Origin of the sequence: Pelagibacterium xiamenense (genome assembly GCF_021166475.1) — a bacterium.
Taxonomy (GTDB): domain Bacteria; phylum Pseudomonadota; class Alphaproteobacteria; order Rhizobiales; family Devosiaceae; genus Pelagibacterium; species Pelagibacterium xiamenense.
Map to the genome: position 1 here is coordinate 127,947 of NZ_JAJOYS010000001.1, position 22,445 is coordinate 150,391.

Genomic DNA, 22,445 nt, shown 5'->3' on the forward strand with positions numbered 1-22,445 from the left:
ACCGCCCCGGTGGCGCCCGGTGGCCGCGCACGCGGGGGGAAAGACACAGTTTACCTCACAACCGAAATAGGCGGACCCGTGACAGATCATCCCGACAGCTTCAAAGCCAAGACCACGCTCGATGTGGGCAACAAGGCCTATACGATCTATTCGCTCGCCGAGGCCGAAAAGAACGGTCTCGACGGGATCGCCCGCCTGCCGAAATCCTTGAAGGTGGTGCTCGAGAACCTGCTGCGCTTCGAGGACAATCGCACGGTCAACAAGGACGACATCACCGCCGTCAAGAACTGGCTCAACGACAAGGGCAAGGCCGGCCACGAAATCTCCTACCGCCCCGCCCGCGTGCTGATGCAGGATTTCACCGGCGTCCCCGCCGTTGTCGACCTCGCCGCCATGCGCGACGCGACCCGGACGCTGGGCGCCGACGCACAGAAGATCAACCCGCAGGTTCCCGTCGACCTCGTCATCGACCACTCGGTGATGGTCGATTATTTCGGTTCCCCCACCGCGTTCGAGCAGAACGTCGCCCGCGAATACGAGCGCAATGGCGAGCGCTATGAATTCCTGCGCTGGGGCCAGTCCGCGTTCGAAAACTTCCGCGTCGTCCCCCCCGGCACCGGCATCTGCCACCAGGTGAACCTCGAATACCTCGCCCAGACCGTCTGGACCAAGAAAGTCGACGGCGAAGACATCGCCTATCCCGACACGCTTGTCGGCACCGACAGCCACACCACCATGGTCAACGGCCTTGCCGTCCTCGGCTGGGGCGTGGGCGGCATCGAGGCAGAAGCCGCCATGCTCGGTCAGCCGATCTCCATGCTCATCCCCGAAGTCATCGGCTTCAAATTCACCGGCGAGATGCCCGAGGGCACAACGGCGACCGACCTCGTCCTCTACGTCACCGAAATGCTCCGGAAAAAGGGCGTCGTCGGCAAGTTCGTCGAGTTCTACGGCGCCGGCCTTTCCTCGCTCTCGCTCGAAGACAAGGCCACCATCGCCAACATGGCCCCTGAATACGGCGCCACCTGCGGCTTCTTCCCCATCGACAGCGAAACCATCACATATCTCAAGGAAACCGGCCGCGAACCCGACCGCGTCGCGCTCGTCGAGGCCTACGCCAAGGCCCAGGGCATGTTCCGTGCCGACAATGACGAGGACCCGGTCTTCACCGACACGCTCGAACTCGACCTTTCGACCGTCGTGCCCTCGCTCGCGGGCCCCAAGCGCCCGCAGGACCGCGTCGCGCTGACCGACGCCGCGACTGCCTTCGAAAAGGCGCTCGACGAGATCACCGGCGGCCGCAAGAACGGTGCGGTGCCCGAGACCCGCGGGGAATCGCGCTATGTCGACGAAGGCGCCACCGGCGCCCACGACACCCCCGAGGATCACGACAACCACGGCTACCCGGTGACCGGCGCCGACTACCGCATCGCCGACGGCGACGTGGTGATCGCGGCGATCACCTCGTGCACCAACACCTCCAACCCCTCGGTTCTGATCGCCGCCGGCCTCGTTGCCAAGAAGGCCCGCGAATTCGGCCTGAAGGTCAAACCCTGGGTGAAGACCTCGCTGGCCCCCGGTTCGCAGGTGGTGACCGAGTATCTCGAAAAGTCCGGGCTCCAGGAAGAGCTCGATGCCATGGGCTTCAACACGGTCGGCTATGGCTGCACCACCTGTATCGGCAATTCCGGGCCGCTCGACGAGAACATCTCGCGCACCATCAACGAGAACGATCTCGTCGCGGTTTCGGTCCTCTCGGGCAACCGCAACTTCGAGGGCCGCGTCAATCCCGACGTCCGCGCCAACTACTTGGCTTCGCCTCCGCTCGTCGTCGCCTACGCGCTTTTGGGCTCGATGACCCAGGACATCACCACCCGGCCGCTCGGCACGGGTTCGGACGGCAAGCTCGTCTACCTCAAGGATGTCTGGCCGACCTCCGCCGAGGTTGCCGAGGTGCTGCGCACGGCGATTTCGACCGACATGTTCAAGCGCCGCTATGGCGACGTCTTCAAGGGCGACAAGCGCTGGCAGGAGATCAAGGTTGAAGGCGGCGAGACCTATAACTGGAATTCGGCCTCGACCTACGTCCAGAACCCGCCCTATTTCGAGGGCATGGGCACCGAACCCGAGCCGATCACCGATATCGAAGGCGCGAAGGTCCTCTCGCTCTTCCTCGATTCGATCACGACCGACCACATCTCCCCGGCCGGTTCGTTCAAGCCCTCGACCCCGGCCGGCCAGTACCTCGTCGACCGGCAGGTCAAGCCCATCGACTTCAACTCCTACGGCGCCCGCCGCGGCAACCACGAGGTGATGATGCGCGGCACCTTCGCCAATATCCGCATCAGGAACCAGATGGTCCCGGGTACCGAAGGCGGCTTCACCAAATCGCCCTCCGGCGAAACCGTGCCGATCTACGACGCGGCGATGGAGTATAAGGCCCAGGGCACCCCGCTCGTGGTCTTTGCCGGCAAGGAATACGGCACCGGCTCGTCGCGTGACTGGGCCGCCAAGGGCACGCGTCTCCTGGGTGTCCGCGCCGTCATCGCCCAGAGCTTCGAGCGCATCCACCGCTCCAACCTCGTGGGCATGGGCGTCCTGCCCTTGATGTTCGAAGAGGGCACGAGCTGGCAGTCCCTCGGCATCACGGGCGAGGAAACCATCTCGATCAAGGGTTTGACCCAACTCGAGCCGCGCCAGACGCTCAACGTCGAGATCACCTATGCCAACGGCGAGACCAAATCCGTCCCGGTCCTTCTGCGCATCGATACGCTCGACGAGCTCGAATACTACAAGCACGGCGGCATCCTGCACTACGTGCTGCGGAACCTCGTCGCGGCGTAAGGTGACCAGTGAGTGGAAAATACGAAGGGCGGCCACCGGCCGCCCTTTTCCGTTTGGGTTCGTTAAAGCCCAACCGCCATCTTGAGCCCGATCACCCCCAGAAACGCGAGGATCAACCGGTCGAACGCCCGCGCGCTCAGTTTCGAGGCCAGCCACTGCCCGATCGGCATGCAAACGGCGATCGGCACCAGCGCCAGCGTCCCCTGCAGGACCCATTCGGGCTGCATGATCCCCGCCACCCAGAGCGCCGGCCCCTGCGTGCACACGAGCACCAGGAACATCGCGGAAACTGCATAGACATGCGGGCCGCGCTCGAAACGCATGGCGTGGATGAAGGTGACGCCGATGGGCGCGGATATCCCCGTCGCGCCGTGTAGCACGCCGGCCCCGAGCCCCGCCGGGTACGCGCCGTAATACGCGCCCCGTCCCTCGACGATGAAACTCGGGCGCGCGAGGCGGAAGATGACATAGCCCACAAGCAGCAATCCGAGCGCCAGCGTAAGCCCGCGCTCGGGCACACTGTCGAGGAGCCAGGTGCCGATGGCGACCCCGACGACCACCGCGGGCAGCATGGGCAGCAGGAACCGCATGCGCGGATCGCGGCGGTAGGCGCGGAAGTGCCAGATCTGCCAGAGATTGGTGACGAGCGTCGGAACCACCAGCACCGCGACCGCGTGCTGGAGCCCGAAGACCGAGGCGAGAAACGGAATCGCGATCAACGGCATGCCCATGCCCGTCGCGCCCTTGGAGATCGATCCCGCGCCGATGGCGGCGAACACGATGGCAAGCGTGGCGAAATCCATGTCCAGATCCATGCGCTGGGAAAACGACGGAAGGCCGCCCGGGCGGGCGCTAAAATGTTTGCTAGCCCATCGGCGGCAAAAGGGCAATCGCACCTTGGGCGGGATCGGCCCGGCGACGCCCATGACTGGCGGGAACGGCCCAAATCGGGTTATGCTGATCTCCGATAGGCCGCGGTTGCAACGCCGGGCCGGCTGCCCTGGTAGTTCCCGCGTCCGACGGCCTCGTGCACGTCAGGGAGGAACGATTTTGGCCCAGCTTCATGCATCGACTGCCATCGGCGAAGACGCCGCCAATCTGAAAATCCGCGACATCACCGTTGCCGACGTCATCGACGCCCTGCGGCACGGCTTCGAGGATTTTTGGGAGCACCCCTCGCATTACGCCTTCGCCGCAATGATCTATCCGGTCGTGATCATTGTGATCGCGCTCTGGGTTTCGGGCCAGAACGTCCTGCCGCTGCTCTACCCGCTGGCCTCGGGTTTCGCGCTCATCGGCCCGTTCGTGGCGCTGATTTTTTACGAGATCAGCCGCCGCGCCGAACTCGGGCTCGATACGTCCTGGAAATACGGCTTGGGGGCGCTGCGTTCGCCTGCGTTCCCTGCCATGCTGGCGGTCGGCGGGCTCTTGTGCATTGTCTTCATCGCCTGGCTGATCGCCGCGCAACTCCTCTTTACCGGCCTGCTCGGTGCCGAACCCCCGGCTTCATTCACAGCGATGCTTTCGGAAATCTTCACAACCGGCGAAGGCTGGACGCTGATCGTCGTGGGCAACCTCGTGGGCGCGGCCTTCGCGCTGGCGGTGCTCTCGATTTCCGTCGTGAGCTTCCCCCTGATGCTCGACCGTCACGTCGGCGCGCGCACCGCAATCGAAACCTCGATCCGGGCCACCTCGGTCAACACATGGCCCGTTCTGGTCTGGGGGTTCATCATCGCGGTTCTCATCGCCATTGGCATGGCGACGCTGTTTCTCGGGCTCGTCATCATCATGCCCGCGCTCGGGCACGCCTCATGGCACCTCTACCGCAAGATGATCGTTCCGCCGCCCGACACGCCTGTCCGGACGCGCCAGCCGGGATAGGACAAGCGGGCGCCGGTCGAACCTACATGAAGACGAGCCGCATCCACTCGGTGTAGCTGCCCTCGAGCGCCATGATGGCAACGAAGACCAGAAGCACCAGGGGCGGCACGAGAATGACGTAGGTGAGCGCCAGGCGCTCCCACGCCACGTGCATGAAGACCGCGACGATCAGCCCGGCCTTGAGCATCATCAGGGTCCCCACCAGTCCCCAGCGCAGAAGGCCCTGGAAGTGCAGGAGGTCGACCATGTAGGACCCGGCGCTGAGAATGAAGAGCCACACCCAGACGGTGATGTAGAGCCGGATCGGGTGCTGCTGGCCCTCGGCGTGGGCATCCTCGTGGCCCGGTCTGTCCAAATGTGCTTCAGCGTGTGCCATTGCTCTCACCATAGGTAGAAGAATGCAAAGATGAAGACCCAGACCAGATCGACGAAGTGCCAGTAAAGGCCCATGATCTCGATCATCTCGTAGCGGCCCTTGCGCGCCGTGAAAAAGCCTGCCCGGCCGGTGTCGAAATCCCCCCGCCAGACCTTGCGCGCCATGATCAGCAAAAAGATCACCCCGATCGTGACGTGCGTGCCGTGGAACCCGGTGATCATGAAGAAGCTGGCGCCGAACTGCTCGGCGCCGAAGGGGTTGCCCCAGGGGCGCACGCCCTCTTCGATGAGCTTCGTCCATTCGAACGCCTGCATGCCGACGAAGGTCGCGCCAAAGAGCGCGGTGATGAGCAGGAGCACCGTGGTTTTCACCTTGTCCCGCGCATAGGCGAAATTGACCGCCATCGCCATCGTGCCGCTCGAGGTGATCAGGACGAAGGTCATGATCGCGATCAGGAGCAGCGGCACGTGCGCGCCGGCGATCTCGAGCGCGAACACCTCGGACGGATTGGGCCACGGCGTCGTTGTCGACATCCGCGCCGTCATGTAGCCAATGAGGAACGACCCGAAGACGAAGGTATCGGAGACAAGGAAGATCCACATCATCGCCTTGCCCCACGACGCCGTCTTGAACGAGCGCTGATCTGACGCCCAATCCCTGACGGCGCCCCTGAACCCCGGCTCGAGCGTGGGCTGCGGCCTGTTGGTGGTCGTTTCGCTCATGTCACCCACTCCCCGCTATGATACGCCCGCAAAGGGCAAGAAACGCCGCCGCCCAGCCCGAAAGCACGAGCAGCAGCACGACCCAGACCAGCAGCATGAAGAGCCAGTAGGTCGCCGCCAGATCGATGCTCAGCCGGATCGCCGCCACATCGTCCGCGCGCCGGATCTTCGCAATCGGACGCGCCAGCGCGACGATACCGCCGATCACGTGCAGCCCGTGCGCCGCCGTCATCAGGTAAAAAAAGCTCCCCGCCGGCCCCGAGGTGATCGCATACCCGTTCGCCGTCAGGATGGTCCACGCCCAGAGCTGCCCGGCGATAAAGACCGCCGCCGCGCCCATGCCGCCGATAACCCCCGCCTGTGCGAGCATAATGTCGCCGTGCCGCGCGCGGACACGCGCCCATTCGAGCGCCAGGCTCGCGGCCAGAAGCGGCAGCGAATTGGCCCAGACGATCCCCGGCAGCGGAAAGCCTCGCCAGTCTCCCAGCTGCGCCCGCAGCACATAGGCGGAAATCAGGAGCGCAAACAGCGACCCCACGACCGCAAGAAAAATGCCCAGCCCGATCTGCGCCGGCGGCAGGCGCGGTTGGTCCGCCCCGCCCAGCGTCGCCACGCTGTCGGTTTCAAGCCACGGCTTGACCATCAGCCCCTGGCGCGAAATCCACCAGAGCACCAGAAGCGCAACGACCGTGAGAAAGGCGAGGATGGCGATCATGTCGACGCCTCCCGCCCCGCGACCGCCGGCTGGTTCTGCGCAATGAAATCCTCAGGCGCGCCGGGCACCGAATAGTCGTACGCCCAGCGGTAAACGACCGGCAGCTCCTTGCCCCAGTTCCCGTGCTCGGGCGGGGTCTTGGGCGTCTGCCATTCGAGCGAGGTCGCCCGCCACGGATTGCCGCCCGCGTGCTTGCCGTTCTTGAGGCTCCAGACGAGATTGAAGATGAAAACGAGCTGCGCGAACCCCACGATGAACGCCATCACCGAAATGAACGCGTTGAGCGCCATCGCCGAGTCGGGCACCACCGCGATGTCGGTGGTCTCGAAATACCGCCGCGGCGCGCCGGTCAGCCCGACATAGTGCATGGGGAAGAAGATGAGATAGGCGCCCACGAACGTCACCCAGAAGTGGAACTTGCCCAGCCCTTCCGAGAGCATCCGCCCGGTGACCTTGGGATACCAGTGATAGATCGCCCCGAAGATCACCATGATCGGCGCCACCCCCATCACCATGTGGAAGTGCGCGACCACGAACATCGTGTCCGAGAGGGGCACGTCGATCACCACATTGCCCAGGAACAGCCCCGAAAGCCCGCCATTGACGAAGGTGACGATGAACCCCAGCGCGAACAGCATGGGGGTCGTGAAGTGGATGTCCCCGCGCCAGAGCGTCAGCACCCAGTTATAGACCTTGATCGCCGTCGGAACCGCGATGATGAGCGTCGTCGTGGCAAAGAAGAACCCGAAATAGGGGTTCATCCCGCTCACATACATGTGGTGCGCCCAAACGATGAAACTCAGCGCCCCGATGATGACGATGGCCCACACCATCATCCGATATCCGAAGATGTTGCGCCGCGCGTGCGTCGCAATGAGGTCCGAGACGATCCCGAACGCCGGCAGCGCGACGATATAGACCTCCGGGTGCCCGAAGAACCAGAAAAGGTGCTGAAAGAGGATCGGGCTGCCCCCGCCATAGCTCAATTGCTGACCGAACTCGACGAGCGTGGGCATGAAGAAGCTCGTGCCCAAAAGCTTGTCGAACAACATCATGACCGCCGCGACAAAGAGCGCCGGGAACGCCAGGAGCGCCATCACGGTGGCAACGAAAATCCCCCAGACGGTCAAGGGCATGCGCATCAGCGTCATCCCCCGCGTGCGCGCCTGCAGGACGGTCACGGTATAGTTGAGCCCGCCCATCGTGAACCCGATGATGAAAAGCGCCAGCGACACCAGCATCAGGATGATGCCGCCCTGCTGCCCGGGCGTGTTGGACATGATCGCCTGCGGCGGATAGAGCGTCCACCCCGCCCCCGTCGGACCGCCCGGCACGAAAAAGCTCGCAACCAGCACCAGCACCGCCACGAGATAGATCCAGTAGCTGAGCATATTGGCATAGGGGAACACCATGTCCCGCGCGCCTACCATCAGCGGGATGAGATAATTTCCGAACCCGCCCAGAAACAGCGCCGTCAAGAGATAAACCACCATGATCATCCCGTGCATGGTGATGAACTGGTAGTAGGCTTCAGGGCTGATGAAATTGAACGTGCCGGGAAACCCCAATTGCAGCCGGATCAGCCACGAAAGCACCAGCGCCACGAACCCGATCCCGAACGCGGTGACCGCATATTGGATCGCGATGACCTTGGCGTCTTGGGAAAAGACGTATTTCGTCCACCAGCTCCTGGGGTGATAAAGTTCCATTTCCCCGAGCTCGGCCGGCGGGGCCGAAGCGCTCGCATCATGGGGAATATCCGCCATTTACCTCCTCCTCACGGCCCCTCCCCGGGGCCCAGTCACGACGCAAATTCCGCGAACGTCATCTGCGTGCCCAGCCATTGGTCGTATTCGTCCTGCGTGACGGCGCGGAACCCACCGCGCATATACGAATGCCCCGTGCCGCAAAGTTCCGCGCACAGGATCTCGTAGCTTCCCTCTTGTGTGAGCGTTGCCCAGAAATAGGTTACCGAGCCGGGGATCATGTCCATCTTGGCGCGGATCTCGGGCACGTAGAAATTGTGCAGCACATCGACCGAGCGCAGCCCGAACCGCACCGGCGCATCCACGGGCAGAACCAGCTCCCCGCCGATGATCATGTAGTCGTCCTGCCCCGCGGGGTCTTCCGGATCGATGCCCAGGGGATTGTCGAAATTGACGAACCGGTTGTCCGCGCGCCCAAGCTGTCCGTCCTCCCCGGGCAACCTGTAGTTCCAGAGCCATTGCTGGCCGATGACCTCGATCTCCATGGCATCCTCGGGCACCGAGACAAACTGCGCCCAGACGAACAGCCCCGGCGTCAGCATGGCGATGACGCCCGCCGCCGTCAGCGTCACGAGCCACGTCTCGAGCCGTTTGTTCTCTGGCTCGTAACGCGCGGTATTCCCGTCCCGATGCCGGAAGCGGAAAAGGCAGTAGGCCATGAACAGAACCACTGCGGCAAAAACGATCCCCGTGATCCAGAAGGTGAGGATCGTCGTATCGTCGATATAGCCCCAGTTCGAGGCCAGCGGCGGAAACCACCACGGGCTTAAAAGGTGGAACGCGATCGATCCCACCACAACGGCAACCATCACCCACGCAACAACCATCGTGCCCTCACCTTCCTTCCGGAGAGAGAACATCGCACGCCAGAACCAGCCCTCTTGCGAGGTGAAATCCTGGCCGGGTCATACCCTCAAATGGCGATGTGGTCGTATGCATGGCCACGCTCCGCGCATCACCCCTCCCGGCGACCTGAATGCTTGGAACAGACTCGACGCAATTCTAAACGTAGCGCAAATATCCCGGCGCTGTCGGGTATGCATATACGTAAGTAAGTCTGCCGCTTTTGTTTCCAGGCTCCAAGAGCCTATGCGACAGGAATACCCCTCACACCTTCAACCCGACTTTGCTGGTATTGAAGACGACTTGGAATACGCAAATAATCTCATTGGTTTGGCTGGGTGTCAACTGAACCCTCCGCGCCGGCAACCCGGATGTTCGCTGCGCACGAAACGCCACCCGGCACAGCCCGTGCCGGTTCGTCAGGGCGATCGGATCGCCCTGCCGTCTTTCTGATGTGCGCGAAGTTCAGCCTATTGCGCGGCCGGATTGCCCTCTTCGTCGAACTGGGCGAGATAGGCAATGACGTTCGCCCGGTCCGCTTCCTCGGGCAGCCCTGGGAACGCCATGCGGGTGCCCGGCAGGAATTGCTGCGGCGCTTCAAGGAAGGCCATCAGCGCCTCGACATCCCATGTGACACCCGAATTCTTCATCGCGTCCGAATAGTTGAAACCCTCAACACTGCCCGCGGGCTGGTTCACCACACCGTTGAGCGCCGGCCCGACCGTGTTGACCGCGCCCGGCCCGACCCGATGGCAGGCCATGCACCGCGTGAAAACCTGCTCGCCCGCGGCCGGGTCGCCGGAAACCTCCTGGCCCGCCGCCGCGCCCGGCGCCAGCATCATCACGCCCAGCCCGATCGCCCCGACGCGCGCTTTCCAGTCAATATGCATAGCTTTCCTCCTCCTTTGAACGCGTTCACGACGCAAACGAGGACCTTTGGGCGCCCGTCGTTACCGACGGGAAGCGCCTGCACGAATAACGCGGCGCCATCGCCTGCCTCGCATCGCCCAATCAAACGCCCAAGCCCCGGCCTTCGATCCCGCGCGCACTGCCGCGGCATTGCGAAGGGGGTGCTTTTATGGATCAGTGTACGCGGTTATGGGCCGTCTGGCTATCGGCTCCGATCCGGACCCGAATCGCGCGCAAACAAAAAGGGCCCTTGCGGACCCTTTGCACCGAGATCACGTGTCCCGGAAAATTGGAGCGGGCGATGAGATTCGAACTCACGACCCCAACCTTGGCAAGGTTGTGCTCTACCCCTGAGCTACGCCCGCACTCCATATCGCCGCGTCCCTTGGCAGCGACGCGATGCGCGCCTATATGCCCAACCGGGCGATCAATTGCAACCCATATTTTGCGCGTTTTTAAGCGCTACCGAGTCTTCGGTTAACAACCCCGGTTCCGCGCTGCTTTGCAGACCCCGCGCCCATGGTGTAAAGGGTCTGACGAAACTCCCGGCGCGCCCGCGCAACAAAAGGACAGGCGGATCATGGACCTCACGATGAACGCGAACGCCACCGGCGCCCAGGGTGCGCTGATCGTCGACTCCTCGACGGCGAACTTTCAGGCCGACGTGATCGACGCTTCGCGTACCACACCTGTTCTTGTCGATTTCTGGGCGCCCTGGTGCGGCCCGTGCAAGACCCTCACCCCGGCGCTCGAGCGCGTCGTGACGGCGCTTCAGGGCAAGGTCAAGCTCGTCAAGATCAATGTCGACGAGAACCAGGCGCTCGCCGGTCAGCTTGGTGTCCAGTCGATCCCGACGGTCTTCGGCTTCGTCGGCGGCCGGCCTGTCGACGGTTTCATGGGCGCCATAGCCGAATCCGAAATCGCGAAGTTCTGCCAGAAGCTCATCGACGGCGCCGCGCGCGCCGGGGTCAAGAACCAGTCCGAGGGCGAAAGCCAGATCGAAGCTGCGCTCGAGGGGGCGCGGCAGGCGCTTGAAGCCGAGGATTACGAGCGCGCCTACCAGATCTACGCGCTCGTCCTCCAGCACGTCCCAGACAGCCAGCCCGCACTCGTCGGCGTTGCGACGGTCCAGTTCAAAACCGGCGATCTCGAGGCCGCCAAACAGACCCTCGCCATGCTGCCCGAGGACGCAAGCAACGCCGACGGCGAAGCGCTCGCAAGGGCCATCGCCCTGGCCGAGGAGGCCGAAAAGCTTGGCGATCCCGAAGCGCTCAAGACCCGGCTCGCCGGCGACCCGGACGACCACGCGGCCCGGTTCGATCTCGCCATGATCCATAACGCACGCGGCGAAAAACTCGAGGCCGCCCAGGCGCTGATCGAAATCATGCGCCGCGACCGCGAATGGCGCGAAGATGGTGCGCGGCTCAAGCTTCTTGAGCTGTTCGAGGCCTGGGGACCCAAGGACCAGGCAACAATGAAGGGCCGCCGTCTCCTCTCGGCGCTGCTTTTCCGCTAAACTGGCCAGGCTTGGACCGGCCCAAACAAGGACATTTCATGCGCCGCCCGCACTCGACATCCGATCTGCCCGAGCTTCTGGCGCTCTTTCCGCTCTCCAAGGCGCTTCTGCTGCCCGGCGCGCAGCGGCCGCTCAACATCTTTGAGCCGCGCTTTGTCGAAATGATCGACGACGCGCTTGCCGGCAACCGGCTGATCGGGCTCATCCAGCCCACTGAACGGACGAACGAGGAAGCCCCCCGCGGCCCCGTCGGCATCGAAGAGGTCGGCTGTATCGGCCGCATCGTTCATTTCGAGGAGCAGGAGGAAAACCGCTACTTCGTCGTTCTTGAGGGCGTCAGCCGCTTCGACCTCGTCGAGGAGGTAACCACCGCGACGCCGTACCGTCAGGCCAGGATCTCCACCGCCCGCTACGACAACGACTTCACCCCCGAGCTCGGCGTCGACCGAATCGACCGGGCACGGCTCCTTGCGGTCTTGCGTGAATATGCCGAATTTTCAGGCATCGATGTGGATTGGGAAGAAGTCGAACAGACCGATACCGGCCAACTGGTCAATCTCGGCGCCATGCTCAGCCCCTATGGCGCCAAGGAAAAGCAGGCGCTTTTGGAGGCCCCCACGCAGTTCGAGCGGGCCGAAACGCTTATCGCGCTCGCTGAAATGGAGATGGCCCGCGCCCGGCAGGGCGCCGTGCTGCAATAGGTCCCATGCCGAGCGACCCGCGCCACGAGCTCGACCCCAGAACGCTCGAGATGCTTGTCTGCCCGATCACCAAGACCCGGCTGGTCTTTTCCCAAGACAAGACCGAACTCATCTCAATCGTCGCCCGCCGCGCCTTTCCCATCGTCAAGGGCGTGCCCTTGCTGGTCGAAGACGCGGCACGGGTCGTCGAAGAGGACGAAATCGACCGGCTGCGGTAAGCGCCGGGCCTGTTGCGAGGACAGCCCTTAAAGCGCAACCCCCCGCAGGAGCTTCGCCCCGTCGGCCCCTGCCGCGTGCCGGATCAGCCCCTGCTTGACCGGCCCGAACCGGTCCACCATGGAAAGCCCGAAGTCCCGCAGCGCGCGCACCGGCGCCAGATCGTTGGAAAAGAGCCGGTTGAGCCCGTCGGTCATCCCCGCCATCAGCGCGGTATCGAACCGCCGCAGCCGTTCGTAGCGCGCCAGAACGTCTGCCGCGCCGTGGTCTTCCCCCAGCCGCATGGCATCGACCAGCACCTCGGCCAGCGCCGCGACGTCCTTCAATCCCAGATTGAGCCCTTGCCCGGCAATCGGGTGGATGACATGCGCCGCATCCCCGATCAAGGCGATCCGATCGCCCGCGAACCGGCGCGCCAGTTTGAGCCCCAGCGGGAAGGCCTGCACCGCGTCGGCCACCTCGACCGCCCCCAGGCTCGCCCCCATCACCGCCTCGATTTCCCCGGCCAGCGCAGCCTTGTCCATCTCCACGAGCGTCCGCGCGCGTTCGGGAGTCTCTGTCCAGACGAGTGAGGAAAAATTGCCCTTGAGCGGCAGCGAGGCAAACGGACCGGTCGGCCGGAAGTGTTCGTAAGCCGTATCCTCATGCGGCAATTCGTGCCCGATGGTCGTTACTATGCCGGACTGTTTGTAGTCGTGCGCGAAGACGTCGATCTTCGCCATGCCGCGCAGCGCCGAATTGCCCCCGTCCGCAGCCACCGCCAGCGGTGCGGTCAGAATGCGCCCATCCTCCAGCGTCACCTTCGCGCGCCCGCCATGCCCGGTAAACCCCGCGATCCCGGCGGGCGCATAAAGCGCCACCTGGCCCTCGGCGGCATCGAGCAGCGCTTTCGCGCTCGCGGTGTTGGGGACCATATGCGCAAAGGCCTCGCCCGGTCCGACCTCGCCCGCGAAGCTCAAGAACAAAGGCCGCGCGATGTCGCCAGCCCCCGAATCGGTGATCTTCATGGCGCGAATCGGGTTTGCCGCGTCCGCCATCCCCGGCCAGACGCCGATTGCCTCGAACACCCGCCGCACGCCCGCGGCGATCGCGGATGCGCGCGCATCCTTGGGCACCGAAAGCGGCCGGCGGTCGACGAGCGCGACATCGATCCCCGGCACCGAGCGCGCGAGCGCCACCGCGAGCGTCAATCCCACCGGACCGCCGCCGACAATGATGACGTCGTGACCCGTCCCGGAGGCTTGTGCCGTTTTCTCAGCCATGTCGTCAGCGCCTCGCCGCGTTCGATCCAGATGCTCGGTAAGCGCCAAGAGTGCACCCGCGTTCCCCACCGGGCAAGCCGCATTTGGCCGCAGGCTTGTCATCCGCTTGCGCGGTCCCAGCGCTGCAAATTTGTTCACCTCTTGTTAAAGATGGGAATTTTTGTGCACATTTTTTGTGCATTCAAGAATGTGTCAGGACTGGGGCACGTTTCACCCCCTCCGACATATGCGTTGTTTTTCAACGACTTGAAACGATTTCGGACAGTTTGGCACGGCTTTTGAGTCCAGATGAGCCGTGTCAGGTGCGGAATCGGAAAGGAGCACCCATGAAACTGCTTACTGCAATCATAAAGCCGTCACGGCTCGAGGAAGTGCGTCAGGCTCTCAATTCGCTCGACGTACACGGAATGACCGTGACCGAAGTCAAGGGGTACGGGCGCCAGAAGGGCCATTCCGAGATCTATCGCGGGACCGAATACGCCGTTCACTTCCTGCCCAAACTGAAGGTTGAGATCGCCGTGGACGCCGCCCAGGTCGACGCGGTCGCCAGCGCGATCAAGGACGCTGCCCAGACCGGCCGGATCGGCGATGGCAAGATTTTCATCCTCGATCTCGAACAGGCGATCCGCATCCGCACCGGCGAAACCGGTACGGACGCGCTTTGAACGCCTGGCGCTCACTTAGGGGAAAGATTATGACTCATAGAACAACGAAACTTCTCGGCACGGCGGCGCTTGCGTCCCTGCTGCTCGCATTGCCGGCGTTCGGCCAGGAAGCTGCGGCCGAAGAGGTCGTGGAAACGGTCTCCGAAGGCGTCTCCGCCGACGTCGTCTTCATTCTCAACTCGTTCCTGATGATCTTCGGCGGCGTCCTGGTCATGTGGATGGCTGCGGGCTTTGCGATGCTCGAAGCCGGCCTCGTCCGCACCAAGAACGTCTCGATGCAGCTTTTGAAGAACATCTCGCTCTTCTCCATCGCGGCGATTGCCTATTACATTGTCGGCTACAACCTCATGTACCCGCTGGGCAACTGGTCCATCGGCGCCGACGAGACCGGCGGCTTCCTCGGGGCCTTCGGCATCGGCATTCTCGAAGCCGTTGGCATCACCGCGGACGGCGCGGACGATTTCTCCTACGCGGCGACCAGCTCGGACTTCTTCTTCCAGGTGATGTTCTGCGCCACCACCGCCTCGATCGTCTCGGGCACGCTGGCCGAACGCATCAAGATCCTGCCGTTCCTGATCTTCACCTTCGTTCTGACCGCCTTCATCTACCCCATCCAGGCCTCCTGGAAGTGGGGCGGCGGCTTCCTCGACAGCCAGTTCGGCTTCCTCGACTTCGCGGGTTCGACGGTGGTTCACTCGGTCGGCGGCTGGGCCGCGCTCGCTGGCGCCATCCTTCTGGGCGCCCGCAACGGCAAGTACAATGCCGACGGCACGGTCAACGCCATGCCCGGCTCGTCCATGCCGCTCGCAACCCTTGGCGCCTTCATCCTCTGGATGGGCTGGTTCGGCTTCAACGGCGCCTCCCAGCTCGCCATGGGGTCGGTGGGTGACGTTGCCGACGTCGGCCGCATCATGGCCAACACCAACGCCGCCGCTGCCGGCGGTGCGGTCGCCGCGCTGATCCTGACGGCGATCATCTACAAGAAGGTCGACCTGACCTTCGTCCTCAACGGCGCGCTTGCCGGTCTTGTCTCGATCACGGCCGAACCGCTGACGCCGGGCCTCGGCACCGCCTCGATCATCGGCGCCGTCGGCGGCGTGATCGTGGTCTTCGCCGTGCCGCTGCTCGACCGGCTCAAGATCGACGACGTCGTGGGCGCCATTCCCGTCCACCTCCTCGCCGGTATCTGGGGCACGCTCATCGTGCCGCTGACCAATCCGGACGGCAGCTATATCAACCAGCTGATCTCGATCGTCATCGTGGGCATCTTCGTCTTCGTTGTGAGCCTGGTCGTCTGGGCCATCCTCAAGGCCACGACCGGCCTGCGTCCCTCCGAGGACGACGAGGCGCTGGGTCTCGACAAGGCCGAAGTCGGCGTCGAGGCCTACCCCGAGTTCTGATCCCACGGGATCGCCAAGCACGGAGGGCGCGGTTCGCCGCGCCCGCCTCTCCCAGGCGGCATGCAGCCCATATCCCTCTTGACCCCACATCTTGAGGCCTTCCCACTCGCAAAACCGATATGGGCTGCATCCCCTCTGGGAGACATTCAGAAGGCCCCGCCCCAAGGCGGGGTTTTTTGTTGCCTGGAATTTTCATCCGCCCGCTAATCCTAGATTAACCATGCGGGCTTAGGCTCCGGCTCGGGAGCGCTTTTTGCGTAAACGGCACCGGTCTTTCCGGTTCGGGAACGCGCCCCTTGAAGTATTTGCGTAACGAGCCGGCATTTCGATGAGTTTGCACCCTTCCCCGCATCTGGACGACACCCACGGCACCAGCGCAACGCTGCGGATCGCTATTCCCGTGCGCCTGATCGGGATCGTGCTTCTGGCCGTGTGCGCGCTTATCCTGGCCTCGCTCGCTTCCTGGCACGTCGATGACCCGAGCTTCTCCTACGCCACCGACAAACCGGCGGAAAACTGGCTCGGCTTTACCGGCGCGGCCATCGCCGACATCGTCTTCCAGCTCGTCGGCCTCGCCGCGCCCGTCCTCGTCATTCCGCCCATCGTCTGGGCCTTTTCGCTCATCGGACGCCACGTGCCCAATTTCCTGGGCCTGCGCGTCACCGGCTGGATATTCGGTACCGTGCTCGCCACCGGCGTTCTCTCCGGATTTCCCGCACCCCAGAGCTGGCCGCTGCCCCTTGGGCTCGGCGGCTTCGCCGGCACCGGCTTTTCCGCGCTCTATGCGCTCGTCCTCGGCAGCCCGCCCCAAGGCTGGGGCGCGATCCTCTATGCCCTCATTCTCCTGCCCCCGACGCTCGCGCTCATCTGGCTCTCGGCCCGCCCCGCGCGCACCCACGATTCGCTGCCCGTCCCCCGCGCCGCGCAAAAGCCCCGCGCCAGCCGCGAGCAGGCCGCGCACCCGCCCGAGCCCGAACAAAGCGATGACGACAGCGACGGCCCGTTCGCCATCGCCATCGGTTACCTTGCCCATTGGGGGTATACGCTGCTGGGCTTCGCCAAACGCATGATGGCGCGCCGCAAGGAGCCTGACCTGCCCGTGCGCCAATGGCAGACCACCGATTTCGAGCCCCAGCTCGACCGCTCCGTCCCTGCCCCCGAAGCCCGTCGGGAACCGAGCCTTGACGCGGGCGCCTCGGATTGGGACGAGCAGGACGAGCCCGATTATACCGACTACGAACCGGCTCCGGCCCGGCGCGGCACAGATACCGACGACGACATCGCACGCCTGATCGTCGAGCAGAACTCCGCCTCCCCGCGCGTCGCCGCCCCCGCGCCGCGCCCGGCGCCCTCGCGCCGCACCATGCGCGAGGCGCAGAGCTCGTTCCTCGCCGATGACGGGTTCGAGCTGCCCCCGCTCGATCTTCTCGCGGCCCCCAAGGCCAACCAGCTCAATCCCGAACACCGCCCCGAAGCGCTCGAGGAAAACGCCAAGCGCCTCGAAGGCGTTCTGGAGGATTTCGGCGTCAAGGGCGACATCATCAACGTCCGCCCCGGCCCGGTCGTCACGCTTTACGAGCTCGAACCGGCCCCCGGCATCAAATCGTCCCGCGTCATCTCGCTTGCCGACGATATTGCCCGCTCGATGAGCGCCATTGCCGCCCGCGTCGCCGTCGTTCCCGGCCGCAACGCCATCGGCATCGAACTGCCCAACACCACCCGCGAGACCGTCTTCCTGCGCGAGCTTCTCGATTCGGTGGATTACGAGAAGGCCAAGGCCAAGCTCCCGATCTGCCTCGGGAAAACCATCGGCGGCGAACCGATCATCGTCGATCTCGCGCGCATGCCGCATCTGCTCATCGCGGGCACCACCGGGTCGGGCAAGTCGGTGGGGATCAACACCATGATCCTCTCGCTGCTTTACAAGATGTCGCCCGAAGAATGCCGGCTCATCATGATCGACCCCAAGATGCTCGAGCTCTCGGTCTATGACGGCATCCCGCACCTCCTGACGCCCGTCGTCACCGACCCGCAAAAGGCCGTCGTGGCCTTGAAATGGGCCGTCCGCGAGATGGAGGACCGCTACAAGAAGATGTCGAAGGTCGGCGTGCGCAACATCGACGGCTTCAACCAGCGCGTCAGCGAGGCGCAGAAGAAGGGCGAGGTCATCACCCGCACCGTCCAGACCGGGTTCGACCGCGAAACCGGCGAGGCGATCTTCGAGAGCGAGGAATTCGACCTCGAACCGCTCCCCTATATCGTCGTCATCGTCGACGAGATGGCCGATCTGATGATGGTCGCGGGCAAGGACATCGAAGGCGCCATCCAGCGCCTCGCGCAGATGGCCCGCGCCGCCGGCATCCACCTCATCATGGCCACCCAGCGCCCCTCGGTCGACGTCATCACCGGCACGGTCAAGGCCAACTTCCCCACCCGCGTCTCCTTCCAGGTGACTTCCAAGATCGACAGCCGCACCATCCTGGGCGAGCAGGGTGCCGAACAGCTTCTGGGCAACGGCGACATGCTCTATATGGCCGGCGGCGGCCGCATCAAACGCCTGCACGGCGCGTTCGTTGACGACGGCGAGGTCGAATCGATCGTCTCGCACCTCAAGAGCCAGGGCACCCCCGAATACCTCGAATCGATCACGACCGAAGACGAGGGCGACGGCAACGCGCTCGACGAGGACGGCCAGTTCGCCGGCTCGGGCGACGAGCTTTACGACAAGGCCGTCAATATCGTCCTCTCCGACAAGAAGGCCTCCACCAGCTACATCCAGCGCCGGCTTTCGGTTGGCTACAACAAGGCCGCAACACTCATCGAGCGCATGGAGCACGAAGGCATCATTTCCCCGGCCAACCACGCGGGCAAACGCGAGGTGCTCGTGGGCGACAACGCGGACGGCTACTGAGCCGGCGCGGAACCGCCACCCGGGCGACCGCGTTAGCCGGCGATCAAACCATTGTCATCGCCGGGCAACCGGGTAACCTTCCTGTTGCCGTATTTGCTCAATAGCCCCAGGCCAAGGGGTAAAATCCATTTCGCTCGAAGGTCTTGCCGATCATGACACGCCTTATCAAAGCCGCGCTCGCACTCGTCCTCCTCGTCGCCGGCGCGACGGCCGCCACCGCCCAGACCCGGGAGCTGACGCTCGATGAAGAGTACATGCTCCAGCGGATTTCCCAGCACAATACCGAGATCCGCACCATGGCCGGCCGCTTCGTGCAGGTCGACAGCCAGGGCGGCCGCACCGAAGGCGTTTTCTGGCTCAAGCGCCCCAACCACATCCGCTTCCGCTACGGCCCCCCGAGCCGCGAGGAGATCATCTCGCAGGGGCGCGGTTTTTACGTCATCAACCGCGAAGAGCGTTCCCAATATGCCTACAACCAGGAGCACGTCCCGCTCCGCCAGGTTCTGGGTGACGAGGTGAACCTCATGACCTCCAACCTCACCGACGTCGTGATGAGCGAAACCCACGTCTCGGTCTCGCTGGTCGACGATACCCCCATCGGCACAGTCCAGGTCTCGCTCATCTTCGAGCGCGAAACCCTGGACCTCGCCCAATGGAGCCTCATCGAGCCCTCGGGCGTCGAAACCACTTTCTCGATCTACGACACCCAGAAGAACATCGATATCCCCGACAGCTATTTCTATATCGATCCCACCTATTCCCAGGTACAGCGCTGACACCCGGTCCGCGGCCCCGCCCTTTACACGTCCGCCCGCCAAAGGGATAAAGGCCCCGCGCCTTTATCCCTTTTTTCGAGTCGGTTTATGCCCTCACTTGCCACCTGGAACATCAATTCGGTGCGCCTGCGCCTGCCTATCGTCCTGGATTTCCTCGCCGAATACGCGCCGGACGTTCTGTGCCTGCAGGAGATCAAATGCACCAACGACCAGTTCCCGGCAAAACCGTTCAAACAAGCCGGCTATGCCCACCAGGCCGTTCACGGGCAGAAGGGCTATCACGGCGTCGCCATCCTTTCGAAATCCCCCATCGACGAAATTGCCACCCGCGGCTTTTGCGGCATCCCCGATTCCCGGCACGTCTCGGCCAGGCTCGATTTCGGCCGCGGCCCGGTGACCGTTCATAATTTCTATGTTCCCGCCGGCGGCGACGAGCCCGATCCCGAGCGCAACCCCAAATTCCGCCACAAGCTCGACTTCCTCGCTGAGATGTCCGACTGGTTCGACGATCTCGTTTTTGACGATCGCCAGATCATCTGCGGGGACTTCAACATCGCTCCGCACGAAAACGACGTCTGGAGCCACAAGCAGCTCTTGAACGTCGTTTCCCATACACCCGTCGAAACCGAAGCCCTCAACGCGCTCCTTGGCCGCCGTAACTGGGTCGATCTCGTGCGCCGGCATATCCCGATCGAGCAAAAGATATATTCCTGGTGGAGCTACCGCGCCAAGGACTGGTCCGCCTCCGACCGCGGCCGGCGTCTCGACCACATCTGGGCGACAAGAGACATCGCCGCCCACTCGAACGCCTGCCGCATCCTCCGCCCCGCCCGCGGGTGGTCGGACAAACCCTCCGACCACGTGCCCGTGATCGTGGATTTCGGCTAGCGCCGATGCTCAGTTCGTTTCCTATTGGGAAAACTTCGGCGCAATCTGCGCTATTCTTTCCAGATACCGCGCCAGTTCCGCCCTGAGAATCGCCGAAACGCTTTCGGCAAGCTCGGGATCGTTGCGCAGAAGTTTCAGGAACGGTTCGCGCGGTATGTACAGCAGCTGCGCCGAGGACCGGGCCCGGATCGACGTCGCGCGCGGCCGGGTCAGCATCAACCCCATCTCTCCGATAAGAGCAGGCGCGACGATGGGATAGGGCGCGCGCGCGCCGGCCCCATCAAGGTCTCCATCGATCCCCTCCAGCGTGCCGGTCACGAGCACATAGGCCCCGTCCGCCTTTTCCCCGGCGACATAAAGCGTATCCCCGCGCGCAAGCGCACGCTCCTCGCTCACAAAAGCCAGAAGCCGCAATTGCTCGTCGTTGAAACCGCCGAAAATCTCGAACTTGCGGAAGACGGCAACCGCCTCGTCGTCACCCATCGCTGCCCCCAAAAGGCACTAAGAGCTCATAGGTGACATATTTTTCAGCCGCCGCAAAGGCTTAGGGGACCAGTCTGTAGCCGCCCTCTTCAGTCACCAGCAGCCGCGCATGCGAGGGATCGCGCTCGATTTTTTGCCGCAGCCGGTAGATGTGGGTCTCGAGCGTATGGGTCGTCACCCGGTTGTTATAGCCCCAGACCTCGGCGAGCAGCACGTCGCGCGAAATCGTCTTGGCGCCCTGCCTGTAGAGGAATTTGAGGATCGCGGTTTCCTTGTCGGTCAGGCGGATTTTCTGCCCGTCGCCGTTTTCCAAGAGCTTGGCCGCCGGCTGGAAGGTATAGGGCCCGATGGTGAAGACCACGTCCTCGCTCTGATCGTGCTGGCGGAGCGCGGCGCGGATGCGGGCCAAAAGCACCGAAAACCGGAACGGCTTGGTGACATAGTCGTTGGCGCCGCTTTCCAGCCCCAGAATCTGGTCGGCATCGCTGTCGTGTCCGGTCAGGAGGATCACCGGCGCGCGGAAGCCGTTTTCGCGCATCAGCTTGAGGGCCTCGCGCCCGTCCATGTCGGGCAACCCGACATCGAGCAGCATCAGGTCGACATGACGCGATGCGGCGGCCTCGCGGGCCTGGGAGGCGGTTTCGGCCTCGGCCACCTCGAACTCCCGATAGGGCGCGAGCTGATCCCTGAGGCTGTCACGCAACTCCTTTTCGTCGTCAACGATCAACAGATGGCGCTTGATCATCCCACAAAGCCCTTGAACTCAATACGGTTTTTCGCGCGACTACAGTCTAGCCTACAGCCGGGACCCCGCCAATCACATCAGCGTTATTCTATCAGTACGTATGACGGCTGGAAATTGTTTCAATGCCCGTCGCGTGCGCCAAAGAGGGCCGAACCCACCCGCACATGGCTCGCACCCATCAGGATCGCGGTTTCAAAGTCCGCGCTCATCCCCATCGAAAGCCCCGAAACCCCGGCATCCGCAGCCAATTGCGCCAGCTGCGCGAAATACGGCCCCGGTGCCTCCTCGACCGGCGGGATGCACATCAGACCGGCGATCTCGAGCCCGTACGCTTCCCTGCACCGGCCGACGAATTGAACCGTCTCGGACACCGCGACGCCCGCCTTTTGCTCTTCGCCCCCGATATTGACCTGGACAAAGCACGGCAGCTTACGCCCCTGGGCAGCCATCTCGTTCGCGAGGATTTTCGCGAGTTTCTCCCTGTCGAGCGAATGAATGACGTCAAAGAGCGCCACGGCGTCCCTGGCCTTGTTGGTCTGCAGCGGCCCGATCAGATGCAGCCTCGCGTCCGGATATGCCGCCTTGAGGGCCGGCCATTTTCTCTGCGCCTCCTGCACCCGGTTTTCACCGAAATCGCGCTGGCCGGCGGCGAGCAGGGGTTCGATCGCATCCGTCCCGAAGGTTTTCGAAACCGCAATGAGCTTCGGGACCGCGAGCCCCTCGATTCGCCGCGCGGCTTTCTCCATCCGGAGCACGATGTCCTCGAGCCGCTGGGCGGCGGGGGTTTGCGAAGGCGCTGGCGCAGTCATGGAACGGTTGACCTTTG

General features: G+C 63.8%; 21 protein-coding genes and 1 tRNA gene. 10 read left to right on the plus strand and 12 right to left on the minus strand.

Annotated elements, in window-relative coordinates; all coding sequences use genetic code 11:
* Positions 1-78 precede the first annotated feature (78 nt).
* Complete coding sequence (acnA, locus tag LSG43_RS00665; protein ID WP_231800370.1) at positions 79-2,844, plus strand: aconitate hydratase AcnA; 2,766 nt, start codon at positions 79-81, stop codon at positions 2,842-2,844.
* Positions 2,845-2,906: 62 nt separating this feature from the next.
* Here the strand turns inward: acnA and LSG43_RS00670 are convergent, their stop codons facing one another.
* Positions 2,907-3,647, minus strand: a complete 741-nt coding sequence (locus tag LSG43_RS00670; RefSeq protein WP_231800371.1) for a sulfite exporter TauE/SafE family protein — start codon at positions 3,645-3,647, stop codon at positions 2,907-2,909.
* A 247-nt stretch (positions 3,648-3,894) separates the two neighbouring features.
* Here LSG43_RS00670 and LSG43_RS00675 point away from each other — a divergent pair, with 247 nt between their 5' ends.
* Positions 3,895-4,725 carry a DUF2189 domain-containing protein gene (locus LSG43_RS00675; protein ID WP_231800372.1) on the plus strand — a complete coding sequence of 277 codons (831 nt, stop codon included), beginning with the start codon at positions 3,895-3,897 and terminating at the stop codon, positions 4,723-4,725.
* A 22-nt stretch (positions 4,726-4,747) separates the two neighbouring features.
* Here LSG43_RS00675 and LSG43_RS00680 read toward each other — a convergent pair whose 3' ends face one another.
* The 7 genes from LSG43_RS00680 to LSG43_RS00710 all read right to left on the minus strand — a co-directional run bounded on the left by LSG43_RS00680 (position 4,748) and on the right by LSG43_RS00710 (position 10,421).
* Complete coding sequence (locus tag LSG43_RS00680; RefSeq protein ID WP_231800373.1) at positions 4,748-5,101, minus strand: cytochrome C oxidase subunit IV family protein; 354 nt, start codon at positions 5,099-5,101, stop codon at positions 4,748-4,750.
* 5 nt (positions 5,102-5,106) lie between these two features.
* Positions 5,107-5,823 carry a heme-copper oxidase subunit III family protein gene (locus tag LSG43_RS00685; RefSeq protein ID WP_231800374.1) on the minus strand — a complete coding sequence of 239 codons (717 nt, stop codon included), beginning with the start codon at positions 5,821-5,823 and terminating at the stop codon, positions 5,107-5,109.
* A 1-nt stretch (position 5,824) separates the two neighbouring features.
* Positions 5,825-6,538 (minus strand): cytochrome c oxidase subunit 3, encoded by a 714-nt coding sequence (locus LSG43_RS00690; RefSeq protein WP_231800375.1) that lies wholly within the window; start codon positions 6,536-6,538, stop codon positions 5,825-5,827.
* Complete coding sequence (locus LSG43_RS00695) at positions 6,535-8,304, minus strand: cytochrome c oxidase subunit I (RefSeq protein ID WP_231800376.1); 1,770 nt, start codon at positions 8,302-8,304, stop codon at positions 6,535-6,537. The genes LSG43_RS00690 and LSG43_RS00695 overlap by 4 nt, the downstream gene beginning before the upstream one ends.
* A gap of 35 nt (positions 8,305-8,339) precedes the next feature.
* Positions 8,340-9,131 carry a cytochrome c oxidase subunit II gene (locus tag LSG43_RS00700; RefSeq protein ID WP_231800377.1) on the minus strand — a complete coding sequence of 264 codons (792 nt, stop codon included), beginning with the start codon at positions 9,129-9,131 and terminating at the stop codon, positions 8,340-8,342.
* Positions 9,132-9,617: 486 nt separating this feature from the next.
* A complete protein-coding gene (locus tag LSG43_RS00705) occupies positions 9,618-10,037 on the minus strand; it encodes a c-type cytochrome (protein WP_231800378.1) in 420 nt (139 codons plus the stop codon).
* A 309-nt stretch (positions 10,038-10,346) separates the two neighbouring features.
* Positions 10,347-10,421, minus strand: a tRNA-Gly gene (locus LSG43_RS00710).
* A 215-nt stretch (positions 10,422-10,636) separates the two neighbouring features.
* Between LSG43_RS00710 and trxA the strand changes: the two genes are divergently transcribed.
* The 3 genes from trxA to LSG43_RS00725 are packed head-to-tail and all read left to right on the plus strand — an operon-like array spanning position 10,637 to position 12,491.
* Positions 10,637-11,572 carry a thioredoxin gene (gene trxA / locus LSG43_RS00715; RefSeq protein WP_231800379.1) on the plus strand — a complete coding sequence of 312 codons (936 nt, stop codon included), beginning with the start codon at positions 10,637-10,639 and terminating at the stop codon, positions 11,570-11,572.
* Between the two features lie 38 nt (positions 11,573-11,610).
* Entirely contained in the window at positions 11,611-12,273 is a 663-nt protein-coding gene (locus tag LSG43_RS00720) for an LON peptidase substrate-binding domain-containing protein (RefSeq protein WP_231800380.1), read from the plus strand.
* Positions 12,274-12,278: 5 nt separating this feature from the next.
* Positions 12,279-12,491 carry a Trm112 family protein gene (locus LSG43_RS00725; RefSeq protein WP_231800381.1) on the plus strand — a complete coding sequence of 71 codons (213 nt, stop codon included), beginning with the start codon at positions 12,279-12,281 and terminating at the stop codon, positions 12,489-12,491.
* A gap of 27 nt (positions 12,492-12,518) precedes the next feature.
* Here the strand turns inward: LSG43_RS00725 and LSG43_RS00730 are convergent, their stop codons facing one another.
* Positions 12,519-13,751 carry an FAD-dependent monooxygenase gene (locus LSG43_RS00730; RefSeq protein WP_231800382.1) on the minus strand — a complete coding sequence of 411 codons (1,233 nt, stop codon included), beginning with the start codon at positions 13,749-13,751 and terminating at the stop codon, positions 12,519-12,521.
* 326 nt (positions 13,752-14,077) lie between these two features.
* Between LSG43_RS00730 and LSG43_RS00735 the strand changes: the two genes are divergently transcribed.
* From LSG43_RS00735 to LSG43_RS00755, 5 genes are all read left to right on the plus strand, one after another.
* Entirely contained in the window at positions 14,078-14,416 is a 339-nt protein-coding gene (locus LSG43_RS00735) for a P-II family nitrogen regulator (RefSeq protein ID WP_231800383.1), read from the plus strand.
* Between the two features lie 29 nt (positions 14,417-14,445).
* Positions 14,446-15,816: an ammonium transporter family protein gene (locus tag LSG43_RS00740; protein ID WP_231800384.1), complete on the plus strand. Its 1,371-nt coding sequence runs from the start codon at positions 14,446-14,448 to the stop codon at positions 15,814-15,816.
* A 328-nt stretch (positions 15,817-16,144) separates the two neighbouring features.
* Entirely contained in the window at positions 16,145-18,727 is a 2,583-nt protein-coding gene (locus LSG43_RS00745; RefSeq protein WP_231800385.1) for a DNA translocase FtsK, read from the plus strand.
* 152 nt (positions 18,728-18,879) lie between these two features.
* Positions 18,880-19,503, plus strand: a complete 624-nt coding sequence (locus LSG43_RS00750) for a LolA family protein (protein WP_231800386.1) — start codon at positions 18,880-18,882, stop codon at positions 19,501-19,503.
* 87 nt (positions 19,504-19,590) lie between these two features.
* Entirely contained in the window at positions 19,591-20,391 is an 801-nt protein-coding gene (locus tag LSG43_RS00755) for an exodeoxyribonuclease III (protein WP_231800387.1), read from the plus strand.
* A 21-nt stretch (positions 20,392-20,412) separates the two neighbouring features.
* On the opposite strand, the gene LSG43_RS00760 is transcribed toward LSG43_RS00755, so the two are convergent.
* The 3 genes from LSG43_RS00760 to LSG43_RS00770 form a co-directional block, all read right to left on the minus strand.
* Positions 20,413-20,874, minus strand: a complete 462-nt coding sequence (locus LSG43_RS00760) for a Crp/Fnr family transcriptional regulator (RefSeq protein WP_231800389.1) — start codon at positions 20,872-20,874, stop codon at positions 20,413-20,415.
* A gap of 61 nt (positions 20,875-20,935) precedes the next feature.
* Positions 20,936-21,619 carry a response regulator transcription factor gene (locus tag LSG43_RS00765; protein WP_231800390.1) on the minus strand — a complete coding sequence of 228 codons (684 nt, stop codon included), beginning with the start codon at positions 21,617-21,619 and terminating at the stop codon, positions 20,936-20,938.
* A 119-nt stretch (positions 21,620-21,738) separates the two neighbouring features.
* The gene (locus tag LSG43_RS00770) at positions 21,739-22,428 is read right to left on the minus strand and encodes a YggS family pyridoxal phosphate-dependent enzyme (protein WP_231800392.1); all 690 of its coding nucleotides are present in this window, start codon (positions 22,426-22,428) and stop codon (positions 21,739-21,741) included.
* Positions 22,429-22,445: the final 17 nt, after the last annotated feature.

Excerpts from the sequence above, each read along its gene's own strand:
- LSG43_RS00670 (WP_231800371.1), bottom strand. The coding sequence starts at position 3,647 with ATGGATTTCGCCACGCTTGCCATCGTGTTCGCCGCCATCGGCGCGGGA.
- LSG43_RS00680 (WP_231800373.1), bottom strand. The coding sequence starts at position 5,101 with ATGGCACACGCTGAAGCACATTTGGACAGACCGGGCCACGAGGATGCC.
- LSG43_RS00685 (WP_231800374.1), bottom strand. The coding sequence starts at position 5,823 with ATGAGCGAAACGACCACCAACAGGCCGCAGCCCACGCTCGAGCCGGGG.
- LSG43_RS00690 (WP_231800375.1), bottom strand. The coding sequence starts at position 6,538 with ATGATCGCCATCCTCGCCTTTCTCACGGTCGTTGCGCTTCTGGTGCTC.
- LSG43_RS00695 (WP_231800376.1), bottom strand. The coding sequence starts at position 8,304 with ATGGCGGATATTCCCCATGATGCGAGCGCTTCGGCCCCGCCGGCCGAG.
- LSG43_RS00700 (WP_231800377.1), bottom strand. The coding sequence starts at position 9,131 with ATGGTTGTTGCGTGGGTGATGGTTGCCGTTGTGGTGGGATCGATCGCG.
- LSG43_RS00705 (WP_231800378.1), bottom strand. The coding sequence starts at position 10,037 with ATGCATATTGACTGGAAAGCGCGCGTCGGGGCGATCGGGCTGGGCGTG.
- trxA (WP_231800379.1), top strand. The coding sequence starts at position 10,637 with ATGGACCTCACGATGAACGCGAACGCCACCGGCGCCCAGGGTGCGCTG.
- LSG43_RS00720 (WP_231800380.1), top strand. The coding sequence starts at position 11,611 with ATGCGCCGCCCGCACTCGACATCCGATCTGCCCGAGCTTCTGGCGCTC.
- LSG43_RS00725 (WP_231800381.1), top strand. The coding sequence starts at position 12,279 with ATGCCGAGCGACCCGCGCCACGAGCTCGACCCCAGAACGCTCGAGATG.
- LSG43_RS00730 (WP_231800382.1), bottom strand. The coding sequence starts at position 13,751 with ATGGCTGAGAAAACGGCACAAGCCTCCGGGACGGGTCACGACGTCATC.
- LSG43_RS00735 (WP_231800383.1), top strand. The coding sequence starts at position 14,078 with ATGAAACTGCTTACTGCAATCATAAAGCCGTCACGGCTCGAGGAAGTG.
- LSG43_RS00740 (WP_231800384.1), top strand. The coding sequence starts at position 14,446 with ATGACTCATAGAACAACGAAACTTCTCGGCACGGCGGCGCTTGCGTCC.
- LSG43_RS00745 (WP_231800385.1), top strand. The coding sequence starts at position 16,145 with ATGAGTTTGCACCCTTCCCCGCATCTGGACGACACCCACGGCACCAGC.
- LSG43_RS00750 (WP_231800386.1), top strand. The coding sequence starts at position 18,880 with ATGACACGCCTTATCAAAGCCGCGCTCGCACTCGTCCTCCTCGTCGCC.
- LSG43_RS00755 (WP_231800387.1), top strand. The coding sequence starts at position 19,591 with ATGCCCTCACTTGCCACCTGGAACATCAATTCGGTGCGCCTGCGCCTG.
- LSG43_RS00760 (WP_231800389.1), bottom strand. The coding sequence starts at position 20,874 with ATGGGTGACGACGAGGCGGTTGCCGTCTTCCGCAAGTTCGAGATTTTC.
- LSG43_RS00765 (WP_231800390.1), bottom strand. The coding sequence starts at position 21,619 with ATGATCAAGCGCCATCTGTTGATCGTTGACGACGAAAAGGAGTTGCGT.
- LSG43_RS00770 (WP_231800392.1), bottom strand. The coding sequence starts at position 22,428 with ATGACTGCGCCAGCGCCTTCGCAAACCCCCGCCGCCCAGCGGCTCGAG.